The following is a 14,105-nucleotide window of genomic DNA, read 5'->3' as shown; positions in this document are numbered from 1 at the left end:
GTCAGCCCGTCGCCCCCAGGCCGGCGGCGATGGCGTTGACCGTCAGCAGCAGGCGGCCTTCCAGCACCGCCGCCGTTTCCGTGTCCTGCTCGGCGCGGGCCCGGCGCCAGCGGCCCAGCAGGTCCACCTGCCGGTCGTGCAGTTGCGCCAGCGCCGGGCGCCGCAGTTCCAGCGTCTGGTGAATGCGCGGCCGGGTCTCCGACAGCGGGCCGCCGTAGATCTCGCGCAGGGCATCGCTGGTCCGGGCGTGCTCCTCCTCGATCAGGGCCATGAACCGGTCGCGTACGCCCGCGTCCTCCACCAGGCCGGCATAGCGGCGCATGATGTCCACATCGGTGGTGGCCAGGCTGGTGGCGACGGAACTGATGACGTAGTGCAGCGGCGCCCACTCGAACACCGCCGCCGCCAGCCGCGCGTGATCCTCTGGTGCCAGGGCCTTGAGCCGGGCGAGGGCGCTGCCCACGCCATACCAGCCCGACAGATAGAAGCGCGACTGGCTCCACGAGAACACCCAGGGAATGGCGCGCAGGTCGGCCACGGTGCGCTGCCCCGTGCGGCGGACGGGGCGCGAGCCGATACGGGCGGCCTCGATGGCGTCGATGGGCGTGGCGCCGCTGAAGAAGGCCATGAAACCGTCCTGCTGCAGAAGCTCGGCGTAGACGGCGCGGCTGGCTTCCGACACCGCGTCCATCACCTGCGCCAGCGGGTGGGTGCCGGCGTCGGGCCGGGCGGCGGCGGTGGAGCGTACGGTGCCGGCGCACAGAAGCTCCAGGTTATGCACGGCGGTGATGCGGTTGGCGTATTTCTGCGAAATCACCTCGCCCTGTTCCGTCAGGCGCAGGTCGCCGTTGAGCGCGTGCGGCGGCAGCGCCTTGAGGAAGCGGTGCGTCGGCCCGGCGCCGCGGCTGATGCTGCCGCCGCGTCCGTGGAAGAAGCGGATGCGCACGCCGTGCTTGCGGCCCACCTCTGCCAGGGCCTCCTGCGCGCGGTACAGCCCCCAGCGGCTGGCCCAGATGCCGCCGTCCTTGTTGGAATCGCTGTATCCCACCATCACCTGCTGCAGCGGACCGTCCAGCCCCCACGCATCCGCCTGCGCCCGCAGCGAGCGCCTGACCATGGGATGGCTCAGGTAGTCGTCCAGGATGGCGGCGCTGCGCTCCAGGTCGTCGATGGTCTCGAACAGCGGCACCACGTTCAGCGGACAGACGGCGCCCTCGTCGGTTTCCTCCAGCAGGCCCGCCTCGCGCGCGAAAAGATAGACCACCAACAGGTCCGAGACCGAGCGCGTCATGCTGACGATCAGCGCGCCAAGGCCGCCGGCGCCGTGGGCGGCGATCTCCTTGGCCAGCACGCGGTGACAGGCCACCACGGCGTCGGCCTCGGGCCCGACGCCCCGGGTTCCACCGCGCGTGAAGGGGCGCGGGCTTTGCAGTTCCGCATCCAGCACCGCGCGGCGCCCGGCCTCGTCGGCGGCCAGGAACGCCTCGCCGTCGAGGCCGGCGCGGGTCATGAGCTGGCTGAAGCCGAGTTCGTGGAAGCGGCTGTTCTGGCGGATGTCCAGCCGCGCCAGATGGAAGCCGAAGGTCTCCACCAGGTCGCGCAGCGGCAGCAGCGCGTCGTCGGCCAGCCGGTGGGCGCCCACCGCCCGCAACGCCTCCTCCACCACCGCCAGGTCGGCGGCCAGTTCGTCCGCCCCGGCATAGGGGGCGGGGCCGTCGCCGTCGGGCAGGCGGGCCAGCATCAGGTTCAGCGCCTGCCGCCACGTCTCGCCGGGATTGCGCGCCACTGCCCGCGCTCCGGCGGGGCCCAGCAGGGCGGCCGTGCGCTCCACCATGGCTGTCAGCGCCGCCGGCGGGGGCTGGAGACGGTCGGACAGGCTGAGCCGAACCGCCACCGCGCGCAGCTTCTCACGCAGAAGGTCCAGGGCGCCGGCGCGCAGCTTCGCCAGCGTCTCGGCGGTGAACTCGGCGGTGACGAAAGGATGTCCGTCGCGGTCGCCGCCCACCCACGAGCCGAACCGCACCCGCGGCCACGGACGGCGCTCGGCCAGGACGGCGGCGTCGAGACCTTCGGCCTGCCACGCCTGATGCAGGCGGGCGCGCAGGTGCGGCAGGACCTCGGGGAAGACGTGACGCAGGAAGTGCAGGACGTGGCGGCGCTCGGACTCGAGGTCCGGCTTTTCCAGGAAGATTTCACCGGTGCGCCACAGCGACTCCAGCGACGCCTTGATGCGGTCGCGCAGGGCCTCGCGCTCCTGGTCGGTGTACATGGTGTTCTCGCGCCCGACCAGCAGCAGGTAGAGAGCGCGGTGGTGCTCAAGCACCGTCTGGCGCTTGGCTTCGGTGGGATGGGCGGTCAGCACGGCCTCGACCCGCGCGGCGTCGACGGCGTCGGCCACGGCGGCGGCATCGAGTCCGCGGGCGCCGAGGCCGCGCAGGGTCTGCTCCCACGACCCCGAATCCTCTTGCAGGCGTCCCTCCTGCTGCAGAACGCGGCGGCTCTGGGCGTTGGCGTTCTCTTCCACCATGCGCAGAAGCTGGAAGGCGACCGACGCCGCCTGGATCACCCGTTCCGGGTCGGCATCCTGCGCGGCGTCGCCGGCCGTGGCGGGGTCCAGGAGGCGCGCCGCGGGGGCATCGCCCGATTCGACCAGAACCTCTCGGAAGCAGTCGATCAGGAAGGCGTAATCCCGCTGGATTTTTTCAAAGTCCACGTGCAGGCCGCTGGCGAACGACATCAAACCTCCTCCCCTCCTTGCGTCTGGATGGAGGAGTGTGTGGGGCGAACGAGTCCAAGTCAAAATACAATCGGGCCGGCACATCCCCGGGAAGGACGCGCCGGCCCGACGTCAGACCGTCATGTCAGCCTTGCGCGGCCCCTACTCGGCGGCCGGCTTGGCGACCGGGGCCTCGTGCTCGGGGTCCACCGGGGCATCTTCCAGGACGTGGATCTCTTCCTCGTCCTTGACGCCCTTGGCGCGCTTTTCCAGCAGGAACCACAGCACCAGGCCGATACCCAGGCCCCAGGCGGCGCCGTGGACGGCGAGCACCACGCCCATGGTGCCGGCGACACCCATCGACGTCGCGCTGTCCACCTGCTCCACGCCGACGGCGATGCACAGGTAGCCCGTGATGATCAGCGTGATCGACAGGGCGATGGGCAGCACCGGCTGGAACAGGCTGACCAGCGGCAGCAGGAACAGGGCGATGAAGCCCACGATCCAGAACACGCCGGCGCCCGAGTAGATGGTGTCCATGGCCGAACGGCCCTGGCGGTAGCGCTCGGCAATCGTCGCCATGGCGCCGGTGAACAGCGGGCCGGCAAGCCCCGGGTAGGGCGCGACCAGGGCGTGCATGACGTTGCGGATGCCGGTCACCAGGTGTGCGCGGTCGACGTCCACCTCGATCTTCTCGTCGGGGCGCAGGTGGTCGACGCGCTTGATGAGCGTCTGGCCGACGATGATGTCGCCGAAGGCGATGATGTAGGCGATGATCGCCGTCGGAACCGCCAGAAGCAGCAGGTCCCAGCTGGGCAGGCCGACACCGAAGACGGTGTAGTCCAGCACGCTGCCGAAGGCCGGCACCGCGACGCCCAGTTGGATGTCCGGCAGCGGGTATTCGGAAATGCCCCAGCCGATCAGCATGGCGGCGATCATGCCCGGGACCATGCCGTAGCTGGACAGGATCTTGGCCCAGCGGTGGGTTTCCGACCAGTGGCGGAAGCTCAGCGAGAACAGGATGAAGGCGGTGGCGAAGCAGCCGACGGCCAGCGAGATGGGCGTGTTGTATAGGCGCCCGCCTTCCTGGATTTCGCCGGTGATGGCCGCGATGCCCGCGCCCAGCAGAATGCCGCCCTTGATGGAGTTCGGAATGACGTTGACCAGCTTGCTGCCCAGGCGGGTCACCGCCATGAACAGGAAGATGAACGCCACCACGGCCTGCAGGGCCACAAGGGCCTTGATGGCCTCGGGTCCGGGCTCGAACTGGCCGACGAACAGCAGCACGACGGGAATGGCCGGCGTAATCCAGCCGGGCACGAACGGCACGCCCAGCAGGTTCGGCAGCATGAAGCCGATGCCGCAGATGGCGACGAACGCAAGCGCGACGTCATGCGGCAGGCCCAGGTACTGCTTGAGCAGCGGGATCATGCCCATGGCGACCACGAACAGCACCAGGGCCTGAACGGTTTCCGCCGTCTCCCAGCGGTAGTGAATGAACGGCAGGCGGATCTTGAACGGACCAGCCGACCAATAGGGATGCTCCTCCCCGAATTGGCGCTTCAAAAGCAAAGCGTATTCCCCTTCCTTGGCGAGAAAAGCGCCGCGCCGGGAACGCGGCGGTCATCGCGGGCACCGGGTTTTGTTATGCCCATGACGCAGCGCAGCATAGCCAAAATCGCATGGAAAGCAACCGACGAAACCCACCCTTTCGGGCTGGCTGCGGCGCCGTTGCATCCGCACGCGAAAAAGCCCTTCCATTGGCGAAACGGAAGGGCTCGCAAGGGGCCGATCGGCCTTCAGTAGTGCAGCGGCACGACGATGCTGGTGTCGCCCATGACGGGAAAGGCGCTGTCGGCGAAGGCGGGCGAACCGGTGACGGCGGGATCGTTGCTGAGGCCGTAGCCTTCCGTCGGGATCATGCCCAGAAAGCGATCCATGCGGCCGTTGCCGTTCTCGTCATGGGTGACGATGACGGCGTGCTCACCGGCCAGAGGCCCTCGAAGATGACCGTCATCCCGCCCGCCTCGGCCTCGGCCTCGGCCTCGGTGGCGGAGCGGACGGCCAGGGCGCAGGCGCCTTTTTTCTGCCTTGACGCCTGATGCGTCCAGTTCGCAAGACCACTGACAATGCGCAATGCGTTCAAGGGCTGGCGGCGGTAGCCTCTTGATCGTCGCCCGGGTCGGGTTCTGGTCCTTCCCGGCGTCCCCCGGGTTCCCGTGAACCGGCGCCGGGCGACACCCTCAACCCGAACATCCCCGAGTCGCGCCGGTGCCCCGAGGGCCTGTACCAGGCCGACGCCCGCCCCCGGCACCCCGCGCGCGGGGGTTTGCGCGCAGATTCCTCCGTCGACACCTGGAGCGCCCTTTTGCGGCCACCGGCGCCTGCAACGGGCGCGTGTTGTGGACGTTGCTCCTGCACGAAACGGTGACTTGACCAGCGTCAAGGTCGCGGGGTCGACGGCCATCCACACTCCGCGCACTGACAGCGTTCGCCCGTTCCCGGGCATGAGGGAGTGCAATGTCCGCCAAAGCCCCGCGCCTCCGCCCCCTGACGACGGCCCTGCTGGCCCTCCTCGGCCTGATCGCCACGGCCCTGCCGGCCGCGGCCGCCAGCCTGGACGAGTACCTGGGCAAGGTGAGCGCCGCCGAGCTGGTGCCGGGCGCCGACCGCCTGGGCGAGCCCCAGGGGGAGCCGCCGGTGGTGCCGGCCTATGCGGGCGATGAGGTCGCGGGCTACGTCTTCCTCAATTCTGACTTCACCAACGCCACCGGCTATTCCGGCCGCCCCATCCACATTCTGGCCGGCATGACCACCGACGGCGTGATTTCCGGCGTGCGCATGGTGGAGCACCACGAGCCCATCGTGCTCATCGGCATCCCGGAAAAACGAATCCGCGACTACAATCAGGCGATCGTCGGCTACGACGCCATCACCATGACCGCGCCGGCCGAGACCGGCGAGCCTGACATCATCTCGGGCGCCACGGTGACCGTCCTGGTGATGTACGACAGCGTCACGCGCGGCGCGGCCAAGGTCGCGCGGCGCCTGGGGCTTGGCGGCCTGGAGGCCGCGGGTGCGCAACCCGCCGCACCGCTGCGCGAGATCGACCGCGACCAGCCCGTGGAGGTCAAGGACTGGCAGACCCTGCTGGGCGAAGGCGCGGTGCGCCGCCTGAGGCTGACCGTCGGCCAGGTCAACGAGGCCTTCGAACAGTCCGGCAACCCGGAAGCCGCCGAGCGGCCGGAGAAGGGCGCGCCGGACGACACCTTCATCGACCTCTACGTCGCGCAGGTCAGCGTGCCGACCATCGGCCGCTCGCTGCTGGGCGAGAACGAGTGGCGCAACCTGCAACAGACTCTGGAGGAGGGGCAGTCCGCCCTGCTGATCATGGGGCAGGGCCGCTATTCCTTCAAAGGCTCGGGCTACGTGCGCGGCGGCATCTTCGACCGCATCCAGCTTAGCCAGGACACCACGTCGGTGCGCTTCCAGGACCGCCAGCACAAGCGGCTGCGCGACGTGGCGGCCGGGGGCGCACCGAAGTTCGACGAAGTGGGCCTGTTCTACATACCGGCGGACGTGGAGTTCCAGCCCGCCACGCCGTGGACGCTCGACCTTCTGGTGCAGCGCCCGACCGGCCCGCTGGACAAGGCCTTCGTGACCTTTGACCTGTCCTACGCCGTTCCCGAGACCTACCTGACCGAACCGCCGCCGCCCCCCGCGCCGGCCGAGCCCGCCGCTCAGACGCAGGCCCAGGCCGCCGACGACGCCGCCGAGGAAGCCGCCGCCCGCGACGCACTGTGGAAGAACATCTGGCAGTCCAACGCCTGGAGCATCGGCCTGCTGTCGGCCTCGCTGATCTTCCTGACCATCGTGTTCTTCTTCCAGGACGTGGTTGTCAAGCGGCCGAAGCTTCTGAAGGGCATCCGCTATGCCTTCCTGGCCTACACGCTGGTGTGGATCGGCTGGATCAGCAATGCGCAGCTGTCGGTCGTCAACCTGCTGACGCTGTCCAACTCCATGGCGACCGGGTTCAGCTGGCAGTACTTCCTGATGGGCCCGCTGGTGTTCATCCTGTGGTTCGCCGTCGCCGCCTCCCTGCTGTTCTGGGGCCGGGGTCCCTTCTGCGGCTGGCTGTGCCCCTTCGGCGCCCTGCAGGAGTTGACCAACCGCATCGGCCGCCGTTTCGGCGTCAAGCAGATCACAGTGCCCTGGCGCCTGCATGAACGGCTGTGGCCCTTCAAGTACATGATCTTCCTGGTGCTGTTCGCCCTGGCCCTCTACGACCTCGCGCTGGCCGAGAAGATGTCGGAGGTGGAGCCCTTCAAGACGGCGATCATCCTGAACTTCATCCGCGACTGGCCGTTCGTGGCCTTCGCCCTCGCGCTGCTGGTCGCCGGCCTGTTCATCGAGCGCTTTTTCTGCCGCTACATCTGCCCGCTGGGCGGAGCGCTGGCGATCCCCGGCCGCATCCGCATGTTCGAGTGGCTGAAGCGCTGGCCGGAGTGCGGCACGTCGTGCCAGCGCTGCGCCCGCGAGTGCCCGGTGCAGTCCATCCACCCCGAGGGGCACATCAATCCCAACGAGTGCATCTACTGCATGCACTGCCAGGAGCTTTACCTGGACCAGCACCGCTGCCCCCACAACGTGACCCGGCGCCTGAAGAAGGAACGCCGTCACTCCGCCGCCCGCAAGGCCGGGCGCGACAAGGACAAGAAAGAGGCCGCGACCCCGGTTCCCGAGGAAACACCGGCCCAGTAACCGCCCCGGCAATGACCCGAGGGTGTGGAAGACAACAAGCAAGCAAGACCGATACGGAGGATTGCAACATGATCAAGCGTGACGAGAGCAGGGACGGCGTCTCCCGCCGCGACCTTCTGGGCAACACCGCCAAGGGCGCGGTGCTGGCCGGGGTCGCGGGGGCGGCCGGCGTGGGCGGTGCGACGCTCACTGGCGGCCCGATCCGCGCTGCCAACGCGGCCGAGGCCGGCGCGGCCGGCGCCGTCGCTCCCGGCGAACTGGACGAATACTACGGTTTCTGGTCTTCGGGTCAGACCGGCGAGGTGCGCATCTTCGGCGTCCCCTCCATGCGCGAGCTGATGCGCATTCCGGTGTTCAACATCGACAGCGCGACGGGCTGGGGCATCACCAACGAAAGCCGCCGCATCCTGACCGAAGGCCTGACCGAGGAAACGAAGGCGTTCCTCGCCAACCGCGGCGGCATCTACCAGAACGGCGACGCCCACCACCCCCACATGTCGTTCACCGACGGCACCTACGACGGCCGCTACATCTGGATCAACGACAAGGCCAACACGCGCGTCGCCCGCATCCGCTGCGACGTGATGAAGCCCGACAAGATCATCGAGATCCCCAACGCGCATGACATTCACGGCATGCGCCCGCAGAAGTACCCGCGCACGGGCTACGTCTTCTGCAACGGCGAGCACGAGGCGCCGCTGCCCAACGACGGGCGCGACATGAAGAACACCGACGCCTATCGCTGCATCTTCTCGGCCGTCGACGGCGAGACGATGGAGGTGGCGTGGCAGGTCATCGTGTCCGGCAACCTGGACAACGTCGACTGCGACTACCAGGGCAAATACGCCTTCTCCACCAGCTACAATGCCGAAATGGGCATGACGCTGGCGGAAATGACTGCCAACGAGCAGGACCATGTGGTCGTCTTCAACATCGCCCGCATCGAAGAGGCCGTGAAGAACGGCAAGGCCACCATGATGAATGGCGTTCCGGTGCTGGACGGCACCAAGGGCTCGCCGTACACCGCCTACATTCCCATCTCCACCAGCCCGCACGGCATCAACACCGCGCCGGACGGCAAGCATGTCGTCATCAACGGCAAGCTGTCTCCGACGGTGTCGGTGATGGACGTCACCAAGCTGGATGCGCTTTTCGAGAACGGCGCCGATCCCCGCAGCGCCATCGTGGCGGAGCCGCAGCTGGGTCTGGGTCCGCTCCACACCGCCTTCGACGGGCGCGGCAACGGCTACACCACGCTGTTCATCGACAGCCAGGTCGCCAAGTGGAACATCGAAAAGGCGATCGAGGCCTTCAACGGCGCCGATGTCGATCCCATCCTGGAGAAGATCGACGTCCACTATCAGCCGGGCCACAACAGCACCTCCATGGGCGAGACCAAGGAGGCCGACGGCAAGTGGCTGGTGTCGCTGAACAAGTTCTCCAAGGACCGGTTCCTCAACGTGGGTCCGCTGAAGCCGGAGAACGATCAGCTCATCAGCATCGCCGACGAAAGCCAGCCCATGCAGCTGGTCCACGACGGCCCCACCTTCGCCGAGCCGCATGACGGCATCATCGTTCGGGCCGACATCGTCAACCCGAAGAACGCCTGGGATCGCGAAGACCCCATCTTCAAGGACACGGTGGAGCTGATCCGGTCCAAGGGCATTGATCCCGAGGCGGCAGCCGACGTGATCCGCGAAGGCAACAAGGTCTTCGTCTTCATGACGTCGCAGGCGCCCTTGTTCTCGCTGGAAGAGTTCGAGGTCAACCAGGGCGACGAGGTGACCATTGCCATCACCAACATCGACGACGTGGACGACCTGACCCACGGCTTCACCCTTGCCAACTACGGCGTTGTGATGGAGCTGGCACCGCAGGCCACCGCGTCGGTCACCTTCACCGCCGACCGGCCGGGCGTGCACTGGTACTACTGCCAGTGGTTCTGCCATGCGCTGCACATGGAAATGCGCGGCCGCATGCTGGTCCACCCGAAGAGCAAGGCGTAATGCGCGCCCCATCCTTCATAACGGCGTTCGCGCTCGTCTCGGCGGTCTTTTTGACCGCCGGGGCGGGCGCGGCCCCCGCCGACCCTGTCGGCGGAACGGTATCGGCCGACCCTGTCGGCGGAACGGCAACGGCCGTCTCTGTCGGCGGCAACGCCCTCCGGCAGGCGCAGGACCTCGCATCCCTTGTCGGCGCCGCAGAGCCGGGCGGGGTCGTGCGCCTACCCGAGGGCACCTATGCCGGTGGCGTGACCATCGACAAGCCGTTGACGCTGATCGGCGAAGCCGGTGCCGTGATCGACGGCGGCGGCGCGGGCCACGTCCTGACGCTCGCCGCGCCGGATATCACCGTGAAGGGCCTGACGGTCCGCAACTCCGGCGACAGCCTCAACGAGGAGCACAGCGGCATCTTCGTGACCGAGGCCGCCGACCGGGCGCTGGTCGAGGGCAACCGCCTCGAGCACAACCTGATCGGCGTCTACCTCAAGGGTCCCGACGACGCGGTGGTCAAGGGCAACCACATCGCCGGCCGCACCGACCTGCGCGTGAACGAACGCGGCAACAGCATCCACCTCTGGAACACGCCGGGAAGCCGGATCGTCGGCAACACCATCACGGGCGGGCGCGACGGCATCTTCACCACCACGTCCAAGGACAACGTCTTTGCCGGCAACACCATGGACGGCGTCCGGTTCGCGGTCCACTACATGTACACCAACCGCAGCATCCTGCGCGGCAACGTCTCGCGGAACAATGACGCCGGTTACGTCATCATGTTCAGCCACCATCTGACGGTGGAAGACAACCTCAGCCGGGGCGACCGCGACCACGGCCTGCTGTTCAACTACGCCAATTCCTCGACCATGCGCGGCAACGCGGTGGTGGACGGCGGCGAGAAGTGCGTCTTCATCTACAACGCCAACAAGAACGAGTTCCGCGGCAACCGCTTCGAGGGCTGCGGCATCGGCATCCATTTCACGGCGGGGTCGGAGCGCAACACCATTGTGCGCAACGCCTTCATCAACAACGAAAGCCAGGTGAAGTACGTCGGCACCACGCACCTGGAGTGGGCGGAGGACGGCGTGGGCAACTACTGGTCCGACAACGCCGCCTTCGACCTCAATGCCGACGGCATCGCCGACCGCCCGTACCGTCCCAACGGCCTGGTGGATCAGATCGTCTGGCGGGCGCCGAAGGCCAAGCTGCTGCTGACCAGCCCGGCCGTGCAGATCGTCCGCTGGGCGCAGTCGGCCTTCCCGGCGATCCTGCCCGGCGGCGTGGTCGACCCCTACCCCCTCATGCAGCCACCGGCGGAGGCGGCCGCACCCCAGATGGCGGAGGTTCCCGAGCAATGACCGATACCCGCGACGCCATCCGCCTGGAAGGCCTCACCAAGCGCTACGGCGCCTTCACCGCCGTCGACAGCCTGTCGCTGGCGGTGCCGGAGGGCGAGTTCCTGGCGCTGCTCGGCCACAACGGCGCGGGCAAGACGACGCTCATGAAGATGCTGCTGGGCCTGACCCGCCCCAGCGCCGGGCGGCTGTCCGTCCTGGGCACTCAAGGCGGTGGCGCTGCGGCGCGGCGGGCGGTCGGCTTCCTGCCGGAAAACGTCAGCTTCACCGGCGGCTCCACGGGGCGTGAGGCGCTGGCCTTCTACGCCCGGCTCAAGGGTGCGCCGAAGGCCCAGGTGGCGGAGCTGCTGGAGGTGGTCGGCCTGACCGATGCCCAGCGGAAACCCGTGCGCACCTATTCCAAGGGCATGCGCCAGCGCCTCGGGCTTGCCCAGGCGCTGCTGGGAGAGCCCCGGCTTCTGCTGCTCGACGAGCCGACGACCGGCCTGGACCCCATGCTGCGGCAGGCCTTCTTCACCATCCTGCAAGAGATGAAGGCGCGCGGCGTGACCATTCTGCTGTCCTCCCACGTGCTGACGGAACTGCAACTGCGCACCGACCGCATCGCCATCATGCGCGGCGGCAAGCTGGTCGCCTGCGACACCCTCCGGGGCCTGCAGGAGGCTGCCGGCCTGCCGGTGCGCATCCGCGTCCGCGTGCCCGAGGGCGGGGCGCAGCAGGCCGCCGATCGGGTCGGCGCCGGCGCGACCGTTCTGGGTGCCAACGGCCGGTCCGTGGAATTGGGCGTGCCCGTGGCCGGCAAGATGGAGGCGCTGCGGCGGCTGTCCTGCGGTTCCGACAGCATGGTGGAGGACCTGGACGTCCTGCCGCCCAGCCTGGAGGACGTCTACGCCCACTTCGGCGGTCCCGCCGCCCCGGACGAGGAGACCCTGTCATGAACGGCGTCCTCACCATCGCCGGCCGCGAAATCCGCGAGGGCCTGCGCAACCGCTGGGTCGCGGCGGCCACCCTGATCCTCGCCGCGCTGGCCCTGGCCCTTGCGCTGGTGGGCAGCGCGCCCTTCGGGGCGGTGGAAACGGGGCGGCTGACGGTCACCATCGTCTCGCTGTCCAGCCTGTCCATCTACCTGCTGCCGCTGATCGCCCTGCTGCTGGGCTTCGACGCCATCGTCGGCGAGAAGGAGCGGGGAACGCTGCTGCTCATGCTGGCTTACCCGGTCAGCCGCTGGCAGGTGGTGCTGGGCAAGTTTCTGGGGCATGCGGCCATCCTGGCCTTTGCCACCACCATCGGCTTCGGAAGCGCCGCCGTCGCCATCGCCCTGACGGCCGAGGCCGCGCCCGCCGCCGCCGAGTGGTGGAGCTTCGGCGGGTTGGTGCTGGCCTCCATCGGCCTGGGCCTCGCCTTCGTCGCCGTCGGCTACGTCATCAGCGTGGCGGTGGCCGAGCGCACAACCGCCGCCGGCGTGGCGGTCGTCGTGTGGCTGTTCCTGGTGGTGCTCTACGACATGGGCCTTCTGGGCGCCCTGGTGGCGACGGGCGGCCAGGGTTTCCTGGGTGACACGCTGACGGTCTGGCTGCTCGCCAATCCCGCCGACGCCTATCGCCTGGTGACCCTGACCGGGTTTGAGGGCGCCGGCACCATCGCCGGGCTGGATGCCGTGGTGGCCGACCTGTCGGTCGCCTGGCCCGCGCTTGCGCTGGCCGCATGGATCGCCGCCCCGCTGGCCGTCGCCTGGACCATTTTTTCGCGGAAGGAACCCTGATCATGCGCCGCTGGATCGCCATTCCCCTGCTGGCCTTCGCGCTCGCCGCCTGCGACGACGGCACCACCACGGCCGACGCGCCGCCGCCGGTTGAGCCGACACGCGATGCCATCACCCACTTCGGCCGCATGATCCTGGTCGACCACGACGGCCCGCGCGGCCAGATCCACCTGGAGGACGGCAAGATCTTGTGGTTCCCCGCCGTGCGCGACGTGAAGGCCTTCACCCTGCTGCCCGAGGAAAGCAAGGACATCGCCGCCATGTACGTCTCCGACATGGCGACGGCGCAAAGCTGGGAGGCCCCGGATACCTGGATGCCCGCCCGCGACGCCTTCTACGTCATCGGCAGCGACGCGCGCGGCGGCATGGGCATGCCCGAGCCGGTGCCGTTCTCGGACCGGTCCGCCGCCGATGCCTTCGCCAGCGAGCGCGGCGGCGACGTGGTGATGTGGGACGACATCCCCGACGACTACATTCTGAGTTCGCCCGAGGAGGGCATGGACATGGGCATGAACATGGATCACGGGGAGGGCCACAAATGAGCCTGAGCCGGCGCCGCTTCATCTCCATCGCCGCCGGCACCGGGGCCGCCGCCCTGGCCCTTGGCGGCGCCGTCCCCGCCCGCGCCGGCACCGGCTTGCGCCGCTGGACCGGCACAGCCATGGGTGCCCGGGCCGAGATGATCCTGCCCGCCGCCGCCATGGACCTGCTGCCGCGCCTGCGGGCCGAGATCGACCGGCTGGAGGACGTCTTCAGCCTCTACCGTCCGGGCAGCGCCCTGTCGCGGCTGAACCGCGCCGGCGCCCTGGACGCGCCGCCCCTGGAACTGGTGGATGTCCTGGGCCGGGCGCGCGCCGTCTCGACCCTGACCGACGGCGCTTTCGACGTCACGGTTCAGCCGCTCTGGGCCCTGCGCGCCCGCCATCTCCAGGCGGGCACCGAGCCGACGGCGCGGGAGGTCGCTGCGGCGCGGACGCTGGTGGACTGGCGCGGCCTGCGGGTGGAGCCGGCGCGCGTCACGCTCGACCGTCCGGGCATGGCGGTGACCCTCAACGGCATCGCCCAGGGCTATGTCACCGATCGCGTGGCCGACCTGCTGCGCGGCGCGGGGCTTGAAGGTGTCCTTGTATCGCTCGGCGAGACGCGGGCGCTGGGCCCCCATCCCGACGGCCGTCCGTGGACGGTCGCTCCGGGCGCGGATGCCGAGCCCCTGCCGCTGCGGGAGGGGGCGCTCGCCACCACCGAGCCGGCGGCCAGCGGCGGGCACATCCTGGACCCTGCGACGGGCCGCGCCGGCGGCCGGCTCCGCCGCGTGACGGTACAGGCGCCGACGGCGACCACCGCCGACGCCCTGTCCACGGCGCTTGCCCTCATGCCTGCCGCGCGGCGGGACGGCGTGGCTCGCGCCGGCGGCGCGACGGCGATCTGGGCGGTGGAGACCTAGGGGGCGGACGCCCGCAAGCCTTTGCACCGGCGCGCCCGGCTTCTACCATCCCGCTCCAGCCCCTCTT

Annotated in this window: 10 protein-coding genes; 7 read left to right on the top strand and 3 right to left on the bottom strand. The window is 69.2% G+C overall.

Annotated elements, in window-relative coordinates; translation table 11 throughout:
• Position 1: 1 nt before the first annotated feature.
• The 3 genes from LG334_RS02925 to LG334_RS02915 all read right to left on the bottom strand — a co-directional run bounded on the left by LG334_RS02925 (position 2) and on the right by LG334_RS02915 (position 4,689).
• Positions 2-2,737, bottom strand: a complete 2,736-nt coding sequence (locus LG334_RS02925; RefSeq protein ID WP_404383129.1) for a phosphoenolpyruvate carboxylase — start codon at positions 2,735-2,737, stop codon at positions 2-4.
• Between the two features lie 141 nt (positions 2,738-2,878).
• A complete protein-coding gene (locus LG334_RS02920; RefSeq protein ID WP_404383127.1) occupies positions 2,879-4,282 on the bottom strand; it encodes a solute carrier family 23 protein in 1,404 nt (467 codons plus the stop codon).
• A 233-nt stretch (positions 4,283-4,515) separates the two neighbouring features.
• Entirely contained in the window at positions 4,516-4,689 is a 174-nt protein-coding gene (locus LG334_RS02915) for a DUF2141 domain-containing protein (RefSeq protein WP_404386291.1), read from the bottom strand.
• 547 nt (positions 4,690-5,236) lie between these two features.
• On the opposite strand from LG334_RS02915, the gene LG334_RS02910 reads away from it, so the two are divergent.
• From LG334_RS02910 to LG334_RS02880, 7 genes are all read left to right on the top strand, one after another.
• On the top strand, positions 5,237-7,477 hold the full coding sequence (locus LG334_RS02910; protein WP_404383125.1) for a 4Fe-4S binding protein: 2,241 nt from the start codon (positions 5,237-5,239) through the stop codon (positions 7,475-7,477).
• 68 nt (positions 7,478-7,545) lie between these two features.
• Positions 7,546-9,483: a TAT-dependent nitrous-oxide reductase gene (gene nosZ / locus LG334_RS02905; RefSeq protein ID WP_404383123.1), complete on the top strand. Its 1,938-nt coding sequence runs from the start codon at positions 7,546-7,548 to the stop codon at positions 9,481-9,483.
• The gene (locus tag LG334_RS02900) at positions 9,483-10,835 is read left to right on the top strand and encodes a nitrous oxide reductase family maturation protein NosD (protein WP_404383121.1); all 1,353 of its coding nucleotides are present in this window, start codon (positions 9,483-9,485) and stop codon (positions 10,833-10,835) included. The genes nosZ and LG334_RS02900 overlap by 1 nt, the downstream gene beginning before the upstream one ends.
• Complete coding sequence (locus tag LG334_RS02895; RefSeq protein WP_404383119.1) at positions 10,832-11,770, top strand: ABC transporter ATP-binding protein; 939 nt, start codon at positions 10,832-10,834, stop codon at positions 11,768-11,770. The genes LG334_RS02900 and LG334_RS02895 overlap by 4 nt, the downstream gene beginning before the upstream one ends.
• Positions 11,767-12,594, top strand: coding sequence for an ABC transporter permease subunit (locus tag LG334_RS02890; RefSeq protein WP_404383117.1), 828 nt, complete (start codon positions 11,767-11,769; stop codon positions 12,592-12,594). Before LG334_RS02895 ends, LG334_RS02890 begins: the two co-directional genes overlap by 4 nt.
• Positions 12,595-12,596: 2 nt before the next feature.
• Positions 12,597-13,136, top strand: a complete 540-nt coding sequence (locus LG334_RS02885) for a nitrous oxide reductase accessory protein NosL (protein WP_404383115.1) — start codon at positions 12,597-12,599, stop codon at positions 13,134-13,136.
• Positions 13,133-14,038, top strand: coding sequence for an FAD:protein FMN transferase (locus tag LG334_RS02880; RefSeq protein WP_404383113.1), 906 nt, complete (start codon positions 13,133-13,135; stop codon positions 14,036-14,038). Before LG334_RS02885 ends, LG334_RS02880 begins: the two co-directional genes overlap by 4 nt.
• Positions 14,039-14,105 lie beyond the last annotated feature (67 nt).

Source organism: Caenispirillum salinarum, assembly GCF_044803115.1.
GTDB classification, from domain to species: domain Bacteria; phylum Pseudomonadota; class Alphaproteobacteria; order Rhodospirillales; family Rhodospirillaceae; genus Caenispirillum; species Caenispirillum salinarum_A.
Note: the sequence above shows the minus strand (reverse complement) of the source record. Positions and strands in the feature narration are given on the sequence as shown.

Excerpts from the sequence above, each read along its gene's own strand:
- LG334_RS02900 (WP_404383121.1), top strand. The coding sequence starts at position 9,483 with ATGCGCGCCCCATCCTTCATAACGGCGTTCGCGCTCGTCTCGGCGGTC.
- LG334_RS02880 (WP_404383113.1), top strand. The coding sequence starts at position 13,133 with ATGAGCCTGAGCCGGCGCCGCTTCATCTCCATCGCCGCCGGCACCGGG.
- LG334_RS02885 (WP_404383115.1), top strand. The coding sequence starts at position 12,597 with ATGCGCCGCTGGATCGCCATTCCCCTGCTGGCCTTCGCGCTCGCCGCC.
- LG334_RS02910 (WP_404383125.1), top strand. The coding sequence starts at position 5,237 with ATGTCCGCCAAAGCCCCGCGCCTCCGCCCCCTGACGACGGCCCTGCTG.
- LG334_RS02925 (WP_404383129.1), bottom strand. The coding sequence starts at position 2,737 with ATGTCGTTCGCCAGCGGCCTGCACGTGGACTTTGAAAAAATCCAGCGG.
- nosZ (WP_404383123.1), top strand. The coding sequence starts at position 7,546 with ATGATCAAGCGTGACGAGAGCAGGGACGGCGTCTCCCGCCGCGACCTT.
- LG334_RS02895 (WP_404383119.1), top strand. The coding sequence starts at position 10,832 with ATGACCGATACCCGCGACGCCATCCGCCTGGAAGGCCTCACCAAGCGC.
- LG334_RS02890 (WP_404383117.1), top strand. The coding sequence starts at position 11,767 with ATGAACGGCGTCCTCACCATCGCCGGCCGCGAAATCCGCGAGGGCCTG.